Here is a 25,087-nt window from a genome sequence, read left to right on the forward strand (position 1 = left end):
ACATGAGCATCCATCAACTCGTCCACGAGCTCGCGCAACTTGGCATCAAGATCTCCGTCAGCGGGGAACAACTGCAGGTCCAGGCCCCGAAAGGGGCCTTGACCCCCGCGCTGCGCGAGCGAATTGCTCAGAACAAATCGGATCTCCTGGCGCTGCTTCGAGAGGGACCCCTCGAGGCGCGAGGCGAGGAGCAGGCGGGCATCGAGCCCGCACTGGAGGACCGCTTCCTCCCGTTTCCGCTCACCGACATCCAGAAGGCATACTGGCTCGGTCGAACGGGCGCCTTCACCGTACCCACCGGCATTCACCTGTACCGCGAGTACGACTGCACTGATCTCGACGTCGAGCGCCTTCGTCACGCGTTCAGCAAGGTCGTCGAGCGGCATGACATGCTGCGGGCTCACACCCTGCCCGACATGCTCCAGATCGTCGAGCCCGATCTCCATGGTGATATCGAGGTCGAAGACCTGCGCAGGTTCAGCCCTGTCGAGCGCGAGGCGAGGCTCTCGGAGATACGGGCGGCGATGTCCCACCGGATCTACGATACCGATCACGCCCCCCTTCATCACCTCGTCGCCGTGCGCCTCGACGAGCGCGTGACGCGCCTCATCGTCAGCATCGACGCCATCAACGTCGATGGTGGCAGCTTCGCCATCGTCTTCAAGGAGATGGTGTTTTTCTACGAGCACCCCGACGCGTCGCTCCCCCCGATCGAGCTCACCTATCGCGATTACGTGCTCGCGCTGGAGTCGCGCAAGCTCCTCCCCGCGTACCAGCGATCTCTCGAGTTCTGGCAGAAGCGCGCCGCGGACATCGCGCCCGCGCCGGCATTGCCTGTCGCCCGAGATCCGTCGACCCTCGACAAGGTCCGATTCGAGCACATGTCGGCGCACTTCGACACCGATTCATGGTCGCGGCTCCAGCGACGCGCGAGCGCGGCGAAGGTGTCGGTTTCCGTGGTCTGCTTGACGGCATACGCCGAGGTGCTCGGCCGCTTCGGATCGAACGGGCGGCTCACGGTCAACGTGACGCTCTTCAATCGCTTGCCCGTGCACCCGGCGATCGACACCATCATCGGTGATTTCACGTCGATGCTCCTCATCACCGTCGATACGTCGACGCGACAGACCTTCGCGGAGCGCGCGCTCTCGGTGCAGCAAAACCTCTGGGAGGCCATGGAGCATCGCGAGGTGAGCGGCATCGACGTGCAGCGGGAGGTCGCGCGCGCCCGCGGCGAGCATCGAGGCGCTCTCTTCCCCGTGGTGTTCACGAGCCTGCAGAACCAGAAAATCGAAGGACTCCACGCCCTCGACAAGATTGGCAAGATGGTCTACGGGATCACGCAGACCCCGCAGCTCGTCCTGGATCAGCAGCTATGGCAGCTCGACGGGGATGCGAGGGTCATCTGGGACGTCGTCTCGGGCGTTTTTCCGGACGGCTTCGTCCAGGAGATGTTCGATGCATACACGGGCCTCCTGCGCCGCCTCGCCGATGAGGATGCGGCCTGGGACGCCTACGATTTCGATCTCTTGCCGGCAGCGCAGAAGGCGCGCCGCGAGGCGGTGAATGCAACGAGCGCCGGCCCGCCTCCGGAGGATCTGCTCCACGAGCTTTTCGAGCGGCAGGTGGATCAGGCGCCGGACAAACCCGCCCTCGTGACATCGAGCCGGGTGCTGACGTACGCGGAGCTCGACCGCCGCGCCAATCGACTCGCGCGGGAGCTGCGCGCTCGGGGCGTCACGCCCGACCAGCTCGTCCCGATCGTCATGGAGAAAGGTTGGGAGCAGGTCGTCGCGGTCTTCGGCGTGCTCAAGGCGGGGGGGGCGTATGTCCCCCTCGACGTGGCGGGTTCGGAGGAGCGTCTCGCGCGCATGATCGAGGATAGTCAGGCGCGGATCGTCCTGACGCAGCCGAAGTACGCAAACCGCACGTGGGGAAATGGGCTCGAAGTGCTCGTCGTGGACGATCGGGCGCTCGAAGACGAGGACGCGCGGCGGCTCCCCTCCGCGCAGAGCCCGCGCAGCCTGGCGTATGTCCTTTATACGTCGGGGTCCACGGGGCAGCCCAAGGGGGCCATGATCGAGCACCGCTCCGTGACCAACCGAATGAGCGAGGTCAAGGAGCGCTTCGGCCTCGTCCCGGAGGATCGTGCGATCGCATTGACGGCGCTGCATCACGACCTTTCGGTGTTCGACATCTTCTGTGTGCTCGGCATGGTGGGCGGGACGATCGTCCTGCCCGACGCGGACAAGACGCGAGACCCCGGGCATTGGGCCGATCTCGTGCAGGAGCACGGGGTCACGCTGTGGAACTCGGTTCCCGCGTTCATGCAAATGCTCGTCGAGTATGCCGAGGGGAACACGAGCTTGCCCCTCTCCATGCTCGCCTCGCTGCGCTGGGTGATCTTCTCGGGCGATTTCATCCCCGTCGATCTGCCCGACCGGCTTCGCTCGCTGGTCCCCGGCATCACGATCATCGGCTCCGGCGGTCCGACGGAGACCACGGTCTGGGACATCTGTTACCCGATGGGCGATATCGACCCGGCGTGGAAGAGCATTCCATACGGGCGTCCCATGCGCGCCGCCACGTATCATATCCTGGACGAGGGGCTCCGCGAGCGTCCGGACTGGGTGCCGGGCGAAATGTACATCGGCGGCGTGGGGCTCGCGCGCGGCTACTGGCGAGACGAGGCTAAGACGCGCGAGCGCTTCATCGTTCACCCCGTGACGGGAGAGCGCCTCTACAGGTCGGGCGATCTCGGCCGTTGGCTCCCCGATGGCAATATCGAGATCCTCGGGCGTGCGGACTTCCAGGTCAAGATTCGCGGCTATCGCGTCGAGCTCGGCGAGGTCGAGGCCGCCATCGAAGCGCATCCGGACGTGGCGGACGCGGTCGTGCTGGCGCTCGGAGAGAAGGCCGTGGACAAACGTCTCTGCGCGTATGTCGTGCAGCGGGCAGGGGAGCGATCGGAAGGAGCGCTTTCCGAGGTCATGCGAGCCTTCCTTTCGCACCGGTTGCCCGAGTACATGATCCCCGGCGCGTTCGTCGAGCTCGACGCGATGCCGTTGACGTCCAATGGGAAGGTCGATCGCAAGGCGCTCCTCGCGCTGCAACCGGAGGCGCCGAAGCCGCGTACCGGCGAAGGCGCGGCACCGCAAAACGCGCTCGAAGAGAGCCTCGTGAGCATCGCGCAGGAGGTCTTCGGCATTCCCGAGATCCGCGTGGATCAGAACTTTTTCGAGGCGGGGGCGACCTCCCTTCAGATCATCATCCTGGCCAAACGCGTCCGGAAGGTCCTTGGCCGCGAGATCCCGGTCACCCTTCTGTTTCAATCGCCGAACGTCGGGGCGCTCGCCGCGACCCTGGCCGTGCCCGAGGCCCAGGCCGTATCTCAGAACAAGGCCCTCGAGCGCGCCGAGGCGCGCCGCAGGGCCCGCGCGCGCCGCTGAGCAGAGAGTCGAGCAATGAAAGAGAACGAGATGGACGTCCCGGAGGGGGCGATCGCGATCATTGGCATGGCGGGCCGCTTTCCCGGCGCGCCGGACCTCGACCGGTTCTGGCAGAACCTGCGCGACGGCGTACGGGGCATATCGTTCGTGGCGGAGGACATGCGTCCGTCCTTCGCGAGCTCCCCGAACTACGTGCCGGCCGGGGGGTACCTCGAGGACGTGGACCTCTTCGACGCGTCCTTCTTCGAGATCAGCCGCCGCGAGGCGGAGCTCTTGGATCCCCAGCGCCGTATCTTCCTCGAATGCGCCTGGGAGGCGCTCGAGAATGCCGGCATCGATCCGTTCGTCCACGAGGGGGCCATCGGCGTCTATGCAGGCGCGAGCCCCAGCTCGTATCTCTCGCTCCAGATCGATCCGAATCATTTCGCGAGGGATTTCGAGCTCCTCATCTCGAACGACAAGGATTACGTTCCATCCTACGTCGGCTACAAGCTGAACCTGCGTGGTCCCTGCGTCGCCATCCAGACGGCGTGCTCGACGTCGCTCGTGGCGGTGCACGTGGCCTGCGCCAGCCTGCTCGCGCGTGAATGCGACGTCGCGCTGGCCGGTGGCGTGACCGTGCGGCTCCCTCAAGGCCTGGGTTATAACTACGAAGAGGGCTTCATCCTGTCGCCCGACGGCCATTGCAGGACCTTCGACGCGAATGGCAAGGGGACGCTCACCGGCAACGGGGCAGGCGTCGTCGTGCTGAAGCGTCTCGAGGACGCGATCGCGGACGGGGATCACATCCGCGCCGTCATCCGCGGCAGCGCGATCAACAATGACGGCTCCTCGAAGGTCGGTTTCACGGCGCCCAGCGTGGTCGGTCAGGTGCAAGTGATCGCCGAGGCGCTCGCCGTCGCGGACGTGGATCCGAGCACGATCCAGTACATCGAGGCCCACGGTACCGCGACGTCCCTCGGCGACGCGATCGAAGTGGCGGCGCTGAAGCAGGCATTCAGCGATGCGGCCAAGCATACGATCGCGCTCGGCGCGCTCAAGGCGAGCGTGGGCCATACCGAATCGGCGGCGGGCGTCGGTGGGCTGATCAAGACCGTCCTCGCGATGGAGCACGGTCGGATCCCGGCACACCCGGATTTCGAGGTGCCAAACCCCGAGCTCGGGCTCGAGGATAGCCCATTTTATGTCCGTCGAGAAGCGCACGAATGGATCGCGGACGATGGGCCGCGTCGCGCGGGGGTGAGCTCGTTCGGCATTGGCGGCACGAATGCCCATGTCGTCCTGGAAGAGGCACCTGCGACCCCGGAAATGGCAGAGGCGCCCGAGGCCAAGGTCGTGCTCTTGCCGCTTTCGGCGAAGAGCCCGGCCGCACTCGAGGCCATGGCTCGTTCGTACGCCACGTTTCTCGGCGATTCCGATGCGGATCTCCACGATATCGCGTTCACGGCGGGCGCGAGGCGTCGGCACCACCCGGTACGCCTCGCCGTTACGGGCGATTCGAAGGCGTCGCTCGCAGAGGCACTCGCGGCGTATGCACGGGGCGATGTGCCACCGTCCGTCGTCACGGGCGCGGCCGCCGCGTCGGCGCCCAAGGTGGTGTTCGTTTTCCCGGGGCAAGGGTCGCAATGGGTGGGGATGGGGCGGGCGTTATTGAAGGACGAACCCGCCTTCCGCGAGGCGCTTTCGGCATGCGATGCGGCCATCCGGCGTGAGGCCGGATTCTCGGTCCTCGCGGAGCTTGCGGCGGACGAAAGCGCATCGCGGCTCGGGGAGATCGACGTCGTCCAGCCCGTCCTGTTCGCGATCGAGGTCGCTCTCGCGGCGCTCTGGCGCTCGTTTGGCGTGGAGCCTTCGGCCGTCGTGGGGCACAGCATGGGCGAGGTCGCGGCGGCGTACGTCGCGGGGGCGCTGTCGCTCCCGGATGCTGCCAGGATCATTTGCCGGCGCAGCAAGCTCCTGCGGAAGGTGAGCGGCCAGGGAGCCATGGCTCTCGTGGAGCTGCCGATGGCCGAGGCGGAGCAGGCTTTGGCGGCGCACGCGGGACGGCTCAGCGTGGCGGTGAGCAATGGTCCACGCTCCACCGTCATCGCGGGTGACCCTGCGGCGCTCGAGGAAGTCCTCGCGGAGCTGTCGGCCAGGCAGGTTTTCTGCCGGCGGGTCAAGGTGGACGTGGCGTCGCACAGCCCGCAGATGGATCCCTTGCGCCCCGAATTGCTGCGCGCGCTCGGAGGGCTGCGGCCGAAAGACGCGGCGATCCCGATGCGCTCGACCGTGACCGGCGCGTCTCTCTCGGGCAACGAGCTCAACGCGGCCTACTGGGTCGACAACCTACGCAAGCCCGTGAGGTTTTCCGACGTCACGCAATCTCTGATTGCCGAGGGACACACGGTGTTCCTCGAAATGAGCCCGCACCCGATCCTGCTACCCGCGGTCGAGGAGAACCTGAGCGAGCGCGGTGCGCGCGGCGCCGCGATTGCGTCGCTGCGACGTCACGCAGACGAACGCGCGAGCCTCCTCGAGTCGCTCGGGAAGCTCTACGTGCAGGGGTATTCTATCGACTGGAAGCGCACGTCTTCCGGCGGTGGACGCGTCGTCACGTTGCCCGCGTATCCCTGGCAGCGGGAGCGCTTCTGGCGGGAGCCGGAGCAGTCTCGAGAATCCTCCGCGTCGACGACCGTCGCCTCGGCTCCGAGCCCGAAGGCCGCGATCCGCCCCATGCCTCGATTGCACGAGATGGTGTGGCAAGACGCACCCTTGCGGAGCGCGCGCGCCGGCGTGGGCTCATGGCTCCTCGTGCATGGGGGCGGAGGCGCGGTCCATAAGGTCGAGGCGCGCCTTCGGCAAGCGGGCATCACGTGCCAGACCGTCGACCTCTCGCGGGGGAGCGACGCGGTGGCATCGACGCTCGAACAAGCTCGCGGCCTCACGGGGGTGGTTTGTCTGTGGAATGCGCTGCCATTGGCGGACGGCGCCTCTCCGGCTGCGCAGGCCGAGAGCGCCTGCATCGAGGCGCTGCATTTCGTCCGGCGGCTTTGCCAGCGGATGGGCGAGATCCCCTCGCGTCTCCTCTGGGTGACGGAGGGCGCGAACGCCGTGTCCGTGGGCGATCACGTCTCGCCCCATCAAGCCGCCCTCTTCGGACTCGGTCGCGCGATCATGAAGGAGCGCCCCGAGCTCGGGTGCATTCTCGTCGACGTGGAGCCTTTGGCCGATGATATCGGCGAGCGAATCTACCTCGAGCTCGAAAGGAACGACGACGAGGATCAGGTCGCCTGGCGAAAAGGGGTTCGGCGTGCGGCTCGGCTTGCGCCGGCGCGGCCTGCGGATACGCACGCGGCTGCCGCGCGCATTGCGCCGGAGAGCACGGTGCTGGTCACGGGCGGCCTGGGAGCGCTCGGGCTGCGGGTAGCGCAATGGCTCTGGGACGAGCATCGGGTTTCTCATCTCGTGCTCGTGGGTCGGAGTGAGCCCACCGGGGACAAACTCGAAGCCATCGAGGCCTTGCGTGCGTCCGGCGCGCGGGTGACGGTGGCGCGCGCGGACGTCGCGGACGCGACGCACGTCGATGCGCTCCTGCGCCTCGTTCCGCCCGAGCTCCCGCTACGGGGCGTCATTCATTCCGCGGCCGTGTTGGAGGATGGCCTCATCGAGAACCAGGACGATGGGCGATTCCGACGGGTGCTCGCGCCGAAGATGCGGGGCGCGTGGAATTTGCACGAAGCGACGCGTGATCTCGCGCTGGATTTCTTCGTCCTTTTCTCTTCGGCAGGATCGATCCTCGGCGGCAGCGGACAGACGAATTATTGCGCCGCCAATGCATTTTTGGATGGCCTCGCGCACGCGCGCAAGGCCGCGGGGCGCCCGGCGATATCCTTGAACTGGGGTCCCTTCGAGGAGATCGGGCTCGCTGCCGCCCTCGGCGCCCAGCAGAAGACGCGCTTCCAGCGCGAAGGCCTGGGGATGCTGACGCCCCGCGACGGGCTCGCGCTGCTCGGACAGGCGCTCGGCCGAAGCGAGGCGCAGCTCGGCGCGCTCTCGATCGATCTGGACGGGCTCACCCAAGGTTTGGCTGGACGAGCGCTGCCGCCGCTCTTCCGTGCCTTCGCCGCGCCCAGCCCCGCGCGGAGCGAGAAGCAATCCGACGAGGGCTTTCGAGCGCGGCTCGCGGGGCTTTCCCCGGAGGCGCGCCGCGCAGAGGTGGAGGCCGCGGTGCGGGCCGACGTGGCGCGTGTCCTCTCGCTCGGTTCCGCCGAGAAGGTGCCGCTCGATCGTCCCCTCCGCGAGCTCGGGCTCGATTCGTTGATGGCGCTCGAGCTGCGCAACAGGCTCGCGGCGCGCGTCGAGGCGAGGCTATCGGCCACGATCGTATTCGATCATCCCACGGTGCAGGCATTGTCTCGTTTCCTGCTGACCGAGGTGATGAAGCTCGGGGAGGAGGTCGCCCCGGCTCGCGCGGCGACCCCTATCGTCGCGGAGGACGATCCGATTGCCATCGTCGGGATCGGTTGTCGCTTCCCGGGCGGCGTATCAGGGCCCGAGAGCTTCTGGGAGCTGCTCCAGCGAGGTGACGACGTCATCCGTGAGGTTCCGAGGGATCGATGGAACATCGACGATTACTACGATCCCGATCCCGACGCCCGCGGCAAGATGATGAGTCGCTGGGGCGGATTCATCGAGGGTGTCGATACCTTCGACCCGCTTTTCTTCGAGATTTCGCCTCGCGAAGCGGAAGGGATGGATCCGCAGGCGAGGCTCCTGCTCGAAGTGAGCTTCGAGGCGCTGGAGCGCGCGGGACGGACGCAGCCGGAGCTCATGGGGAGCGATACGGGCGTCTTCGTGGGCGTATCGCTGCACGATTACGAATGGATGGCACGGCAGGCCAACGAGCACCCCGAGACGTATGTCACGCTCGGCACGGCGCATAGCATGGCCGTCGCCCGGCTGTCGTACTGGCTGGGCCTCCGAGGGCCGAACATGCCCGTGGACACGGCGTGCTCGTCCTCGCTCGTCGCGATTCACCTCGCGTGCCAGGCGCTTCGTGCAGGTGAATGCTCGCTCGCGCTGGCCGGCGGTGTCAACCTGATGCTGACGCCCGACCATTCGATCGCCCTCAGCAGGACGCGGGCGATGTCGCCGACGGGTCGATGCAGGAGTTTCTCGGCCGACGCGGACGGGTTTGTCCGGAGCGATGGCTGCGGCGTCCTCGTGCTCGAGCGTCTCTCGGATGCGATTCGTCGTGGCGATCGCGTGCTCGCCGTGATTCGCGGAACGGCGATCAACCAGGATGGCCGGAGCAATGGTCCGACGGCGCCGAACGGACCGGCGCAGGAGGACGTGATCCGTCGCGCGCTCGCGCAGGCTGGGCTCGCGCCCGCTGCCGTCGATTATGTCGAGGCGCACGGCACGGGGACCCTGCTCGGGGATCCGATCGAGGTGCAGGCGCTCGGCCGGGTGCTCAGCGAGGGACGCGCGGAAGCCGAGCCAGTCATTCTCGGATCGGTCAAGTCGAACATCGGGCACACGGAGGCGGCCTCCGGCGTCGCCGGGCTCATCAAGGCCGTGCTTTCGCTCCAGCACGGAACGATCCCGCGCAGCATTCACTGCGACACGTTGAACCCCCACATTCCCTGGGAAAACCTGCCCGTGAAGGTCGCCACGGAAGTCACTTCGTGGCCCGCGCGTGGCGCGCGACGGATCGCAGGCGTCAGTGCGTTTGGTTTGAGCGGGACGAACGCGCATGCCGTGCTCGAGGAGGCGCCCCCGTCGCCGAAGAATGTCATCACCGCAGCGCCGGCGAAGGTACTCCTTCCCATTTCGTCGCACGACCCCGTGGCGCTCTCGTCCCTCGCAAGTGCATACGCCGATCACCTCACCGAGGACGGCGAGGGCGCGGCTGCTTCGCTTCACGACGTCGCATTCTCCGCGAGCACGCGGCGGGTACACCGTGAGCATCGTATCGCGGTCATTGGGGGCACGCGGGAGGACATCGCGGAGGGCTTGCGTGCGGCTGCCCGAGGGGAAACCAGCCCGAACGTCCACACAGGGCGCATTCGTGGCGATTCGATCGGCGGTCCGGTCTTCGTCTTCTCCGGGCAGGGCTCACAATGGGCCGGCATGGCGCGCGGGATGTTCGACGAGCAGCCCGTGTTCCGCGAGTCGATCCTGGCTTGTGATGCGCTCGTCCAGCGCCACGGGGGTTTTTCTCTCGTCGATGCGCTTTTCGCGCCGGAGGATACCTCGCGTATCCACGAGACCGAGGTGGCACAGCCGGCGATCTTCGCGGTCGAGGTCGCGCTCACCGCGCTGCTTCGCTCGTGGGGCGTCGTTCCGAGCGCCGTGATCGGTCACAGCGTCGGCGAGCTCGCGGCGGCCCACGTCTCCGGCGCGCTCGACCTCGAGGAGGCCGTGCGGATCGTTTGCCTGCGCGCCCGAATCATGCAACGCGCCACGGGGCTCGGGAAGATGCTCGCCGTCTCGATCGGCGCGGCGGACGGGCTCGTGCTCTTGCGAGGTCATGAGGATCGCGTGGGGATCGCGGCGATCAACGACCCGGGCTCGATCGTGCTCGCGGGGGACGAGGCGACGCTCACGGAGCTCATGCACGAGCTCACGGCGCGGTCCGTATCCTCACGGTGGCTGCGCGTCAATTACGCGTTTCATTCACCGCAGATGGGGCCGCTCGCCGACGATCTTCTCGCGACGCTCGGGGCCGTGAAGACGGTGCACGGCCCGCACATGATCGCCATGTACAGCACGGTCTCGGGCGAGCGCGTGGAGGGGGGCACGCTCGACGCCGCCTACTGGGCGGCAAACGTCCGATCGACGGTGAGCTTCGTGCGGGCCCTGGAGTCTGCGGCGGCCGCGGGCCATTGCAGTTTCGTGGAAGTCGGGCCCCATCCGGTGCTGACGCAGAATATCGAGCAGTTCCTCTCCGCTCGCAACATCGAAGGTCGGGTCGTTCCGACGTTGCGGCGCGGAAAGGACGCGAACGAGTGCCTGCTCTCGACGGTCGCGTCTCTGTATGTTGGCGGCGACGTGAACGATCTCGGACGATTGTATCCCCATGGTGGATCGCTTTCGGAGCTGCCGAGCTATCGATGGAATCGGAAGCGATACTGGATCGACCGAGGGCAAACGCAACTGGGCAGGCGCGGCGCGCGTTCGACCGGGCATCCGCTCCTCGGCGCTCAGGTTCACGCGGCACAAGCAAACGCCGTTTTCGAGGCCGTGCTCGCGATCGAGACGACGCCCTACTTGTCGGACCACAGGGTCTTCGGCCGTCCCGTCGTTCCCGGGACGGCGCTGCTCGAGCTGGCTCGCGCCGCGGCGGAGGTGGTGCTGGGGGAAGGCGCGTATCTGCGTGTCGAGGGCCTGACGATCCAGTCGCCTCTCGTATTGCCCGAGCAAGGCGCGGTGCGGGTGCAGGTGTCGATCTCGGACGCAGAGGGCGAAGCGGGGGCGGTCGCCATCCATGGTCAGTCCCTGTCGGCGCAGCCCGGCGAAGCGTGGACCGAGCACGCGAGCGGGCGCTTCACCAGGATAGCCCCTCCCGAGGCGCCGAGGCATTCGGCGTTGTCGGCCATTCGCTCGCGCTGCATGATTCCCGTCGACACGGTTCGGCTCTACGAAAGCTTCAGCGCGCGAGGGGTCGACTACGGCCCCGCCTTCCGGGGGATTCGAGAGATCCATCGCGGCGAGGGAGAATCGCTCGCGCTCCTGGAGCTGCCGGAGAGCGCAGGTGACGTGGGGGAGAGCCATGCTTGTCACCCGGCATTGCTGGACGCCGCACTCCAGACGATCGGAGCGGCGTTCTCCTTGTCGGACGACAGCGCGTACCTGCCCTTCGAGCTGGGTACGTTTTCTTTGTGGAAGCGCGTCCCGGCGTCGGTCTTCGTGCACGCCACGGCGAGAACGCCCGAAACATCCCGCGGCGAGGTGCTGACCGGGGATGTCGTGCTGCTCGACGCGGGAGGGGAGCACGTTCTTTCGATCGAGAGCATCAGCTTCAAGCGCGCTGACGCCGCGGCCATGCCAGCCCCGAAGCGTCACACGCGAGAGGAATGGCTCTACGAACTGACCTGGCCGGAAAAACCACTGCCGTCGAGCTCGGAGCGCCCGGCGAGCGAGGCGCAGGCTGGCGAGTGGCTGCTGGTCGGGGCCGATAGCACGCTCGCGCGCGGGCTCGCGGAGCGCTTGCAGGCCGCGGGCGCGTCATCGCGATTCGTGGACATCGGTGCGAGAGACGCGTTCGGGGCTGCGATCGAGGGTGCGCTCGAATCGAGACCGTCCAACGTCGTGTTCCTGTGGGATTCGCAGGAAGGTGCCCCCGGATCGCTCTCGCCGTCGGAGCGGTCCGAAGACGCAAGCATTGCCCTGTTGAGCCTCGTGCAGTCGCTTCTCGGAGCTGACGGCGCGACGCCGCGCTTGACGCTGGTCACGGTGGGCGCGCATGCGGCGGCGCCATTCGAGTCCGTGGATATGGTCGCGACATCGCTCTGGGGCCTCGGTCGCACCATCATGGAGGAGCGTCCGGAGCTCGGCTGCCGGCTCGTCGACCTCGATCCCCATGGCCGCGATTCGCTCTCCGCGTTGTGGGCGGAGCTCGCGGCGAGCGACGGCGAGACGCAGGTGCTGTGGCGCGGCGCGACACGTCATGTGGCGCGTCTCTCGCGCGTTGCGGATCGGAAGCGATTCGAGATCCCGGATGCGCCGTCGTATCGCCTGGAGATCGCCCAAAAGGGCATGCTCGATCGACTGCACCTCGTGCCTGCCGAGCGGAGCGCGCCCGCGCCGGGTGAAATCGAGATCGAGGTGAAGGCCACCGGGCTGAATTTCCGCGACGTGATCCGGGCGCTCGGAATGGATCCGGCCGAGGGCGTCGAGATGGGCGGCGAGTGCGCCGGGATCGTCTCGGCCGTCGGCGAGGGCGTGACGGGTTTCTCGGTGGGCGACCCCGTGATGGCCATCGTGCGGGGCGCGTTCCGGCGATATACGACCGTGGACGCGCGCTTCGCGCATGCGCCGCCGGCGGGGTTGTCCCTCGAGCAGTCCGCGGCGATTCCGATCGTGTTCTTGACGGCGTGGTATGGCCTGCGCGAGCTCGGTCGCCTCGAGGCCGGCCAGAGCGTTCTCATCCATGCGGCGGCGGGCGGCGTCGGCATGGCGGCGGTGCAGATCGCGCAATGGATCGGCGCGCGGGTCTTCGCGACCGCGAGCCCGTCGAAATGGGATGTCGTGCGCGCGATGGGCGTCGAGCACGTGGAGAGCTCGCGCTCCCTCGCTTTCGCGGACGCGTTCCGGGCGGTGAGTGACGGGTTCGACGTCGTGCTCGATTCCCTCGCCGGCGCGTTCGTGGATGCGGGGCTCTCGCTGACGCGGTCCGGCGGGCGATTCCTCGAAATGGGCAAGACGGACATCCGATCGGCGGAGGACGTGGCTCGACGTCACCCTGGCGTCGAGTACCGCGCCTTCGACCTCTTCGAGGCAGGCCCGGATCGGATCCAGGAGATGTTCCGGCTCGTGGTCGACGGGTTTGTCCGAGGGCACCTCCGCCCCCTGCCGGTGCGCGTTTTTCCGATTGAACAGGCGGAATCGGCGTTCCGGTTCATGGCGCAGGCGCGTCACATTGGCAAGATCGTCGTATTGCCCGCGCCGAGGCGCGATGCCATCGCTCCGGGCGGAGCCGTGCTCATCAGCGGCGGCCTGGGAGCTCTTGGCCTCGCTGTGGCACGATGGTTGTGGGAGGAGCATCACGTCTCGCACCTCGTGCTGCTCGGCCGGAGCGCTCCTTCTGGCGAGCGATTGCAAGCCGTGGAGGCGCTGCGTGCCGCAGGTGCACGTGTGACGGTGGCGCAGGCCGACGTGGCGGACATCGAGGCGCTACGGCGTGTCCTCGATGAAATGCCCCCGGAGCTCCCCCTGCGGGGCGTGATTCACGCGGCGGGCGAGGTCCACGACGCCGTGATCGCCCGACAAACCCCCGCGTCGTTCGGGCAGGTGTTCCGGGCCAAGGTGCGCGGTGCGTGGAACCTCCACGAGGTGACACGAGGCATGGGCCTCGATTTCTTCGTGCTGTTCTCCTCGGGCGCTTCGCTCATCGGCTCTGCGGGGCAAGGCAACTATGCCGCTGCGAATGCGTTCCTGGACGGGCTCGCGCATGCGCGGCGCGCCGAGGGGCTCGCGGCCCAGAGCTTGAACTGGGGCCCCTGGAGCGGAGGAGGGATGGCCGACGCGCTGGGGGACATCCAGCGGGCGCGCTACCGGCGGCTCGGCGTCGGGGCGATCTCCCCGTCCGAGGGCGTTGCGCTCCTCGGCGAGGCGCTCTCGATGGCGGCTCCGCAGCTCGGTATCCTGCCTCTCGACCTGCGCGCGCTCGGAGAATCGCTGGGGCGTGAGATTCCCGCTCTCTGGCGATTGCTCGTGAAGGCGAGGTCGAGCCAGCCTTCGCCTCGAGCACTCGAGGGATGGGCGCAGAAGCTTTCGCTCCTTTCCGCGGAGGCGCGCACGTCGGAAGTGGAGGCAATGGTGCGTCGCGAGGCGGCTCGCGTGCTCTCGCTCGCGTCCGAGGACGAGATTGTCGACAACCGGCCGCTCCAGGAGCTCGGGCTCGATTCTCTGATGGCAGTCGAGCTGCGAAATGCGCTCGCGAAGCGCGTTGGTCAGGCCCTCCCGGCGACGCTCCTGTTCGATCATCCCACCGTTCGCGAGCTCGGTCGGTACTTGCTCGACAAGAAGCTCGCCATCGCAGCGCCCGCCTCGGCGGTCGTGGCCGCGCCGCGCCCCCGTGATGCCGCCGATTCCATCGCGATTGTAGGAATGAGCTGCCGGTTCCCGGGCGCGCCTGATCCCGAGGCATTCTGGCAATTGCTCGTGGACGAGGTCGATGCGATTCGGACCGTGCCCGGCTCGCGCTGGGACGTCGATGCTCTTTATGATCCGGACCCCGACGCCGCAGGGAAGATGACGACGCGTTGGGGCGGATTTCTCGACGATATCGATCGATTCGATCCCCTGTTCTTCGGGATCTCGCCCCGCGAGGCCGCGAGCATCGATCCCCAGCAGCGGCTCCTTCTGGAAACGACGTGGGAGGCCTTGGAAAGCGCTGGGATCGTTCCCGACGATCTGTGGGGAAGCTCGACAGGTGTTTATGTCGGGATCTGCGGTAACGACTACCAGGCGATGACCCTGGCCCAAGGCGCGGAGCGGCTCGACGCGTATTCGCTGCTCGGATCGGCGCACAGCGCCAGCGTGGGTCGCTTGTCGTATTGGCTCGGGCTCAAGGGGCCGAACCTCGCCGTGGATACGGCGTGCTCGTCCGCGCTCGTGGCCGTGCACCTCGCTTGCCAGGCGCTCCGCGTCGGCGAATGCACGCTCGCCGTAGCGGGTGGCGTCAATCTGATGCTGAACCCCGATGTCACGGTCTACTTCAGTCGCTTGCGAGCCATGTCGCCGACGGGTCGATGCCACGCGTTCTCGGCGGACGCCGATGGGTATGTCCGCTCCGAGGGTTGTGGCGTGGTCGTGCTGAAGCGGCTCGGCGACGCGCTGCGGGACGGCGATTCCATCCTCGCGGTGATACGTGGCTCGTCGATCAACCAGGATGGTCGGAGCCAGGGGCTGACGGCGCCCAATGGTCCGTCGCAGGAGGCGGTGATCACGCAGGCCCTCGCGCAGGCGAACGTCAGCCCGTCCTCCGTGCAATATGTCGAGGCCCATGGCACGGGCACGCCGCTCGGTGATCCCATCGAGGTGCAGGCGCTCGGCGCTGTGCTGGCCGAGGGGCGGACGTCTTCCGATCCGGTGATCGTCGGGTCGGTCAAATCGAATATCGGGCACACGGAGGGGGCTGCCGGCGTCGCCAGCATGATCAAGGTCGTGCTGTCGCTCCAGCACCAGAGTATCCCGCGGTCGTTGCATTTCACGGCGCCGAACCCGCACATTCCCTGGTCCGAGCTGCCGCTCAAGGTCGCGTCGGAAGCGACGCCGTGGAAGCCCAATGGAAGGCCACGGATCGCCGGCGTGAGCTCGTTCGGGTTCAGTGGAACGAACGCACACGTCGTGATCGAGGAGGCCCCCCGACGCGAGGCTCTCCCTGCGTCGCGCGACGACGCGCCGGCGTATCTTCTCACGCTATCGGCCAAGAGCCCTGCGTCCCTCGCCATGGCGGCGCGCGACCACGCCGAGTACTTGTCGCAAACGGACGCGCCGCTCGCGGATATCGTTTACACTGCGTCCGCGCGGCGCGCTCATCACGAGCACAGGCTCTCGGCCGCCGGCAGGACGAAGGCCGAGCTCTCCGAGCTCCTGCATGCATTCGTGCGTGGGGAGGCTCCCTCCAGCGTCTCGCTGGGGCGTGCCCCGAGCACCGCGTCGAAGGTCGTCTTCGTGTTCTCCGGGCAGGGTTCGCAGTGGTCCGGCATGGCCATGGGCTTGCTGCAGCAATCGGCTGCATTCCGCCGGGCGCTCGAGGAGTGCGACGCGGCTCTCCGTCCGCATACGGGCTTCTCGGTGATCGACGAACTCTCCTCGCCTCCCGAGCGTTCACGCCTCGATCAGACGTTCGTGGCGCAACCTGTGCTCTTCGCGTACGAGGTCGCCCTCGCTGCGCTCTATTCGAGCCTGGGCGTCACGCCAGATCTGGTCATTGGCCACAGCGTCGGCGAGATCGTTGCCGCGCACGTCGCGGGAATCCTGGATCTCGGGGCGGCCGCACGTCTGGTTGCCATTCGAGGTTCGATCATGCAGCGGGCCACCGATCGAGGTCGAATGGTCGCGGTCTCGCTCTCTGAGGCAGACGCTCGCGCGGCGCTCGCCGGTCATGAAGATCGGGTCGGGATCGCGGCCGTCAACGATCCGGAGCAGGTGGTCCTCTCCGGAGATGCGGCGCTCCTCGAGCAGATCGTCGCGTCGCTCTCGGCGCGCGCGGTGAAATGCCGTGATTTGCGGGTGAAATACGCGTTCCATAGCCCGCTCATGGCCGACCTCGAGGTCGAGCTGGAAGAGGCGCTCGGCGCCCTGTCCTGCCGCAAAGCAGCGATCGGGATGATCAGCACCGTGACGGGCGCCGCGGTGGACTGGGAGGAGCTCACTGCCGCCTACTGGCGCAGGAACATGCGACAGACGGTCCGGTTTGCCGAAGCCATATCGGCTGCGTCGGCGGGAGGGCACGACCTCTTCCTGGAGGTGGGCGCTCACCCCGTCCTGTCGTCGAACGTGGCGCGCTGCCTGGCGGAGAATACGAAGGCCCAACCGATCGCGGCCGTGCGCAAGGATGATGAGCATTTGCGGCACGTGCTCTCGGCGGTGGGCGCGCTCCATGCAGCGGGAGCCCATGTCGACTGGAAGCGGATGTATGCGCAGGGCGGACGGCTCGTCGCATTGCCCAAGTACCCCTGGCAGCGGGAGAGGTACTGGATCGACACCGCAGCCGATGCTCATGCGCTCACGCGAATCGATGCGGCTCGAACCGGCCATCCATGGCTCGGCGCGCAGCTGTCCCTCGCGGGCGAGCAAACCGTGTTTCAGGGCGAGGTGAGCCTCTCCGCCGCACCGTATCTCGGAGATCACAGGGTCCTCGGCGAGGTTCTGCTTCCCGGTACCGCGCTCGTCGAGCTCGCGCGCGCGGCGGCTGCGCAGCATTTCCGAACGCAGCGCGTCCGGATCACGGATCTCGTCCTGGAGGCACCGATGCTCCTCGCGTCGAGCAAGGCTCGACCGATGCAGGTCACATTGGCGGAACGTGCGGGGCTCCTCGAGGCGACCATCCATAGCCGAGCGAGCGCCTCCGCGCAGTCCGGCGCATGGACGACGCACGCGAAGGGAGTCGCACGCCCGCTCGACGAGGCTGCAGAAGTGCCTTTCGTGGATCTGGACGCCGTGCGTGCTCGTTGCCGCGAGGTCATTGCGCCGGAGGAAGCTTATGAGGCCCTCGCGCAGGTAGGCCTCGCGTATGGCCCGGCGTTCCGTGCCATGAGGGAGCTTCACCGAGGTCCTCGGGAGGCATTGTCGCACGTCGTTCTCGACGCGGCGATGGTGCCCCCCGGAGACGCGTATGGTTTGCATCCCGTCTTGCTCGACGCGGCTCTCCATACTCTGTTCGGCTTACTCGAGATCTCCGCCGTCGACACGCACGTGCCGTTCGCGTTCGGAGAAATCGACGTGTTCGGGACCGGGGCGACGGAGGCCTACGTACACGTCCAGGCGACACGTGGTCCCGAGACGAGCGGCGCGAGCCTGGAAGCCACGGTGACGCTGATGGGCCGCGAAGGTCGCGTATTCGCTGTCCTCTCGCGCCTGAGGCTGCGGCGGGTGACGCACGCTGCGCTGCAGGCAGCCATCGGGGAGCAATCGCCCGAAGACAGCATGTTCGTCGTGCGCTGGTCCCCTCGGCCCATCCAGCCATCCGCAAAAGAGATCGCGGGGACGTGGCTCGCGATCGGGCAAAACGCATCGGTCGTCGACGAGATTGCTTCACGCATTCGTGCGTCGGGGGCGAACTGCCTCGCCAGGACCGTGGACGAGTTCACCCGCGGCAATGGCGACGCACGTGATGCCTCGATCAACGTGCCGATCGACGGCGTCGTGTGCTCCTGGGGAGGGGCTTCGGCGCGAGATGACGGGAGGTCCGCGGCGGAGCGGGCGCAGAGCAATACGATCGACGCGCTGCATGTTTTGCAGACGCTCCTGCGACGCGAGCAGATGCCGCGACGCCTGATCTGGGTGACGGAGAGGGCGCAGTCGACCGCAGCCGGTGACCCCATTTCGATCGTGCAGGCGCCGCTCTGGGGCCTCGTCCGCGTATTCGCAAAGGAGTATCCGGACGTTCATTGCACGCTCGTCGACCTGGAGGAGGCGACCGTCGGCGAGGTCGACGCGATGCTGGGAGAGATTCACAGCACCGATCGCGAATCGGAGGTCGCATATCGAGGAGGTCAGCGTTTCGCCGCGCGGATCGTCCGTGCGCAGGCAACGCACGGGCAAGGCAGCGCCGAGATCGGCTGGAAGGAGGGGACCATTCTCATCACCGGCGGTCTCGGAGCGCTGGGGCTCTGGGTCGCTCGCTGGGCGTGGGAGGCGCACGGAGCCGCGCACCTCCTGCTCGTGGGTCGGAGTGAACCGACGGCCGCACAGCTGGAGGAAATCGAGCGTCTTCGTGCCGAGGGCGCGCATGTCACGGTCATGCGCGCGGATGTCTCAGAGGGGCCCTCCGTTCAGGCGCTCGTCGATTCCATCCCCGCGGCGTGGCCGCTGCGAGGCATCGTGCATGCTGCGGGCGTGCTCGACGACGCGCCGATCCTCGACCAGACCGCTGCGCGTCTAGAGAAGGTCATGGCGCCGAAGGTCCTCGGCGCCTGGAACCTGCACGAGGCAACCCGGGGCCACAAGCTCGATTTCTTCGTGTCGTTCTCGTCCGCGACGTCGCTCTTTGGCACGCCGGGGCAGGGAAACTATGCGGCAGCCAACGCGTTCGTCGACGCGCTCGCGCACCACCGTCGTGCCGAGGGGCTCTCCACCCAAGCGTATCACTGGGGTCCGTTTGCCGATCGCGGCATGGCGGCGAACCTGCCCGAAGCGCAAAAAACACGGCTCGCGCGCATGGGCATACGAATGCTGGAATCGAAACGGGGGCTCGCGCTGTTCGGGCGCGCGCTCGCACACCCCGAGGCGGAGCTCCTGTTGATGCCGATCGATGTCACGGCGCTGGGGGCGTACTGGGGCGCCGAGCCGGAGAAGCCCTGGAGCGACTTGCTCGCGACGGCCGTGGGGCAGGCGCCGCGGCGCAACGGGCCTCTGCCGGTCGAGCGGACTTCGGCGCTCGATTCGACGGTCCCCGCCCAGGAGGATATCGAGGCGATGGTGCGCGCAGCCGTCGCGAGAGTCATGTCGCTGGAACAGGCATCCATTGCCGTCGATCGACCCCTCCAGGAGTTCGGGCTCAACTCGCTCATGGCCGTGGAGCTGCGAAACGCGCTGTCGAAGCGGATCGGCAAGCCATTGCCTGCGACGCTCGTCTTCGATTACCCGACTGTGGGCGCGCTCGCGCGTTATTTGCTAGAAATGACGCGTGCCCCGGCTGCTCGGGTCGTGGCGGCGCCGCCGAAAGCCACCGCACGACCTGAGGAACCCATTGCCATCATCGGGTTCGGTTGCAGGTACCCTGGCGGTGTCCACGACGGCGAAACGTTCTGGCGATTGCTGTCCGATGGCGTCGATGCGATCGGCGAGGTGCCGAAGGAGCGCTGGGACATCGACGAATATTTCGACCCCGATCCGTCCGTGCCCGGGAAGATCGTGACACGCATGGGTGGTTTCTTGCGGGAAATCGACCAGTTCGACCCGCAATTCTTCGGCATCTCGCCGCGAGAAGCGGAGCGGATGGATCCCCAGCAGCGATTGCTGCTCGAGACGAGCTTCGAGGCGCTCGAGAATGCAGGAATCGCCCCGGAGACGTTGATGGGGCGGGACGCAGGCGTATTCGTGGGGCTCATGTACCATGACTATGCAGGGATGACCGGCGGCGCGCCCGAGGAGCTCGACGGCTACATGGGGACCGGAAACGCCGGCAGCATCGCGTCCGGACGTCTCTCGTATTTGCTCGGCCTCCGCGGACCGAGCCTGACGCTCGATACGGCGTGCTCCTCCTCGCTCGTGGCCATTCACCTCGCGTGCCGCAGCCTCCGCTCCGGGGAATCCAGCATGGCGCTCGCGGGCGGCGTCGCCGTGATGTTGACGCCTTCGACCTTCATCGAATTCAGCCGCCTCGGAGGCCTCGCGCGGGACGGGCGCTGCAAGACCTTCTCCGCCTCCGCCGACGGCGTCGCGTGGAGCGAGGGCTGCGGAATGCTGGCGCTCAAACGATTGTCCGACGCGGAGCGCGACGGCGATCCGATCCTCGCGATCATTCGCGGGTCGGCGGTGAACCAGGACGGAAAGAGCCAAGGGCTGACGGCGCCGAATGGCCCCTCGCAGGAGCAAGTCATCCGGCGCGCCTTCGCCGACGCAGGCATCGACCCCGGCGCCGTGGATTACGTCGAGACGCACGGGACCGGCACGACCCTCGGAGATCCGATCGAGGCGAGCGCGCTCGGCGCCGTGCTCCGTGATGTCAGGACGCACGATGATCCGGTGATCATTGGCTCACTCAAGTCCAACATCGGGCACACGCAGTCGGCGGCTGGCGTGGGCGGCGTCATCAAGACGCTGCTCGCCATGCGCCACGGCGAGATCCCGAGGAGCCTGCACTTCTCGGCGCCGAGCCCGCACATCGCCTGGTCGGAGCTGCCATTGAAGGTGGCATCGGAGGCAATCCCCTGGAAGCCCGGCCGGAAGAAGCGGATTGCCGGCGTGAGCTCGTTCGGCTTCAGCGGCACCAACGCCCACGTCGTCCTGGAGGAAGCGCCGCCCCGCGTGGCTCCGCCGCCGTCGAGCAGCGCACCGCGGACCTATCTCCTGCCGCTGTCGGCGAAGAGCAGCGCGGCGCTCACGGCGACTGCGCGCATGTACAGCGATTACCTCGCAAGGGCCGAGGAGGACCTGGAAGCCATCGCGTACACCGCGAGCACGCGGCGCTCCCAGCACGAGCATCGGCTCGCCGTGGTGGGCGAGACGAAGCAGGAGATCGCTGCGATCCTCGGCGGCTTCGTTCGCGGCGAGAGCCCTGCGGGGCTCTGCCAGGGGCGCGCGAGCGCCACGCCGCCCAAGGTGGTCTTCGTTTTTCCGGGCCAGGGGTCGCAATGGCTGGGGATGGGGCGAGAGCTCCTCGAAAAGGAGCCCGCATTCCGCGAGGCCCTGTCGACCTGGGACGCGGCGATCCGGCATGAAGCGGGATTCTCCGTCATCGACGAGCTCCTGCGGGACGAGGCGACCTCGCGATTGGGTGAAATCGACGTGCTGCAGCCGGTGCTCGTCGCCGTCGAGGTCGCGCTCGCGTCTCTGTGGAGATCGTGGGGCATCGAGCCCGCCGCGGTCGTGGGTCATAGCATGGGCGAGGTCGCGGCGGCGTTCGTCGCGGGGATGCTTTCCCTCGAAGACGCGGCTGCGGTGATTTGCCGTCGGAGCCGACTCATGCGGAAGCTGAGCGGAACCGGCGCGATGGCTCTCGTGGAGCTCGCGCTCGACGACGTGGAGAACGCGCTCGAGGGCTTCGAGGACGCATTGAGCGTCGCAGCGAGCAACGGGCCGCGCTCGACGGTGATCTCCGGAGAGCAGGGGGCTCTCGCAGAGCTTTTGGCCAAGCTCGATCAGCGAGGCGTATTCCACCGCAAGGTCAAGGTCGACGTTGCGTCCCACAGCCCGCAGATGGATCAACTGCGGGACGATCTCCTGGCCCAGCTCGCGGGGGTCCGTCCGAGGGCGGGTCGTGTACCGATGTTGTCGACGGTCAGCCGCGCACACTTGCAGGGCGAGGAGCTCGTGGCTGCGTATTGGGCGGACAATCTGCGCAAGCCGGTGCTCTTCTCGCAGGTGGTCTCGCATTGGATCGCGGAGGGACACACGACGTTCCTCGAAATGAGCCCGCATCCGATCTTGCTCACCTCCGTCGAGGAGAATCTGCGCGCATCCAACACGAGCGGGCAGACCCTCGCGTCGCTGCGCCGTGGTCAAGACGAACGGAAGAGCCTGCTCGCGTCGCTCGGCGCGCTCCATACGCAAGGGTTGCCGATCGCATGGCGGCAATTCCATCCGGGAGAAGGACGCGTCGCAGCGCTTCCCACCTATCCGTGGCAGCACGCGCGATACTGGATGAAGGCGCCGGACGCGACACCGCGGCGGGGTCGGCAGAAGCCGGGGCACGAGCACGAGCTCTTGGGCAAAGGCAAGAGCATCGCTGGATTGCCCCGACTGCGCATCTTCGAGAGCTCGATGCGACTCGAGACGGCTCCCAGCTATCTCGAAGATCACCGTGTCGGCGACGATGTCGTCTTCCCGGCGGCTGGATACGTGGAAATGGTCTTCGCGGCGGCGCATGCGTCGTATGGGGAATCGCCCGTCTCCATCGAGGGACTCTCGATCGATCAAATGCTCGCGTTGCCGCCGGATACGGAGACGTCCCTGCAGGTCACGCTCGATCAGGAGAGCGGCGGAGCCTCCGTCCTTGTCGCGAGCCGCGTGGATGCCGACACCGATTGGCGAACCCACGCGACGGGGCGATTGGTCGTGACCGCGGCGCCGGACGAGGCGCCGCGCCTCGAGGAGCGGCCTGCTTCGCTTCGGGCCCGGCTCGACGGGACTTGCTCGTCGGAAGAGCATTACGAGTGGCTTGCCGGTGTTGGCCTTCCCTATGGGCCGGCCTTCCAGGGAGTCGTCGATATCGCGAGGGGCGAAGGCCTCGCGCTCGGCCGCGTGCGGCTGCCGGGTGACCTGTCGACCGGCGCATATCGGGTCCACCCGGCCCTGCTCGACGCCTGCCTCCAGGTATCCGCGGGGCTCTTCGATTCTCGGTCCACCGCGTCTACCGCATCGCGATCGCTTCATGTGCCCGTGGGGGCCTCGTCGATCCGGCTTCACGCGCGGCCGACGCGGGAGGTGTGGGTGCTGGCGCAACCGTCCGGGGAGCAAGATCCGGAGACGCGCGAACGCGTCGTCGATCTGCGAATCGTCGACGACGAGGGCCGCGTCTTGCTGGACATCCGCGCGCTCCGGCTTCGACCGCTCCATGTGCGCCACCGCGTGCGACACGAGAGTGACGAATGGATGCTCGACATCGCATGGCGTCGAGCGGAACCACCCGCGGACCCGGCGTTCTCTTCGAGTGGCACGTGGCTCGTCTTCGGGGATCGCGGGGGAATGGCCGCGCGGCTCGCCGAGGCGCTTGCTGCGAAGGGACAGCGCTGCGTGCGGGTCGTGTCGGGTGATCGCTTCGCCAAGATCGGCGAGGACATTTACAGCATCGATGTTTCGAGTCGAAACGATCACGAGAGTATTGTCGTGGACGTCCTCGGCGACGGAAAGGATTGTCGCGGCGTCCTGCACCTCTTCGGCCTCGACGCGGCGCCGTTCGAGCTCGCCACGCCGGAGAGCCTCGTCACCGACCTCGACCATGGGCCCACGAGCGTCGTCCATCTTGCTCGGGCGTTGCTGGCAATGGGGTATCGCGACATGCCGCGTCTCTGCCTCGTCACACGCGGCGCGCAAGGCGTGGGCGACGACCCGGCAGCCATCTCCGTGTCCCAGGCGCCGATCTGGGGCCTCGGGCGGACCCTCGCGCTCGAGCACGGCGAGCTGAAGTGCAAGATGATCGATCTCCCGGTCGAAGGAAGCGAGGACGAGGTCGCCCTCCTCCTTCGTGAGGCGGCGACGCACGATCAAGAGAATCAGGTCGCCCTGCGACGCGAGGGGCGATACGTGGCCCGGGTCGCGCGAGCCCAGCGAGATACCGCGGGGGCTTCACCCCTCGTCCTTACGAGCGAGGGCGATTATGTGATCACGGGCGGCCTCGGTGGGCTCGGTCTCTCGCTCGCGCAGTGGATGGTGGACAAGGGCGCGCGGCACATCGTCCTCGTGGGGCGGCGCGGCCCGGATGAGCGTGCTGCGGCGGCCATCGAAGCGATGAACAAGACGGGAGCGAACATCCGCACCGTCGCCGCCGACGTATCGCGGCGGGAAGATGTCGATCGATTGCTCGAGACGGTCGCGCGCGAGGGGCGACCGCTGAAGGGAATCGTCCATGCCGCGGCGGTGCTCGACGATCACACGATCCTCGAGCTCTCGAGCGAAAACTTCCGCCGCGTTTTCGGCCCCAAGGCGCTCGGTGCATTCCACTTGCACCACGCGACGAAGCACACGCCGCTGGATTTCTTCATCCTGTACTCGTCTGCGGCGTCGCTCTTCGGCTCGCCGGGGCAGGGGAACTATACCGCGGCCAATGCGTTCCTCGACGCGCTCGCCCACCACAGGATGCGAAATGGCCTCACGGCGCTCGACATCCAGTGGGGCGCTTTCGCGGAAGTCGGGCTGGCCGCGGCAGAAGGCATCCGAGGGGCTCGCCTCTCGGCGCGCGGCTCGCAGAGCCTCACGATCGCAGAGGGTTTCACGGCGCTCGAGAGGCTCTTCGAGCGCCCGTCGGGTGTCATCGGCGTGGTGAAATTCGATATCCGGCAATGGCTCGAGTTCTACCCGCGGGCCGCGGGGATGCCTTTCTTCGACGCCTTGCGCGACGAGCAGGGTAAGGAGCCGGGGCCGCGGATCGCCGCGGGGGCGCTGCGCAAGCGCCTGCAGGAGGCTGCCGCGGCCGAGAGGGCTTCACTCCTCGTCGAGTATCTACGGAGCGAGCTGTCGAGCGTGCTTCGTGTCGACGCGTCCGCCGTCGATCCTGCGGCGCCGATGCAATCGATGGGCGTCGATTCGCTCACGAGCCTCGAGCTCCGGAACCGCATCGAGGCGGGCCTCGAGGTGCGGCTCTCCGCGACGATCTTCTTCACGTACCCGACCGCGCTCGCGCTCGCGGAGCACCTGCTCGGCGCAGCTCTCGGCCCGGCCGAGGTGGCGCCGGCGGGCGCAGGAGCGTCGGCGCCGTCCGACGAACCGGCGCACGTGGAGCGAGCGAGCATAGGACGGTTGACTGAGCAGGAAACGGAAGCGGCGATCGAGGCGGAACTCGCTGCGCTCGAGGACGACGATCTATGAGCACCGATCGCAAA

At 67.5% G+C, this 25,087-nt stretch carries 2 protein-coding genes; both read left to right on the top strand.

The features are described 5' to 3' along the window. Positions 1-2: 2 nt before the first annotated feature. Positions 3-3,449: a non-ribosomal peptide synthetase gene (locus KEG38_RS17060; protein WP_272420626.1), complete on the top strand. Its 3,447-nt coding sequence runs from the start codon at positions 3-5 to the stop codon at positions 3,447-3,449. A 15-nt stretch (positions 3,450-3,464) separates the two neighbouring features. Continuing rightward, on the top strand, positions 3,465-25,073 hold the full coding sequence (locus KEG38_RS17065) for a type I polyketide synthase (protein ID WP_272420628.1): 21,609 nt from the start codon (positions 3,465-3,467) through the stop codon (positions 25,071-25,073). The last annotated feature ends 14 nt before the right edge of the window (positions 25,074-25,087 follow it).

Source organism: Polyangium jinanense, assembly GCF_028435265.1.
GTDB classification, from domain to species: domain Bacteria; phylum Myxococcota_A; class Polyangia; order Polyangiales; family Polyangiaceae; genus Polyangium; species Polyangium jinanense.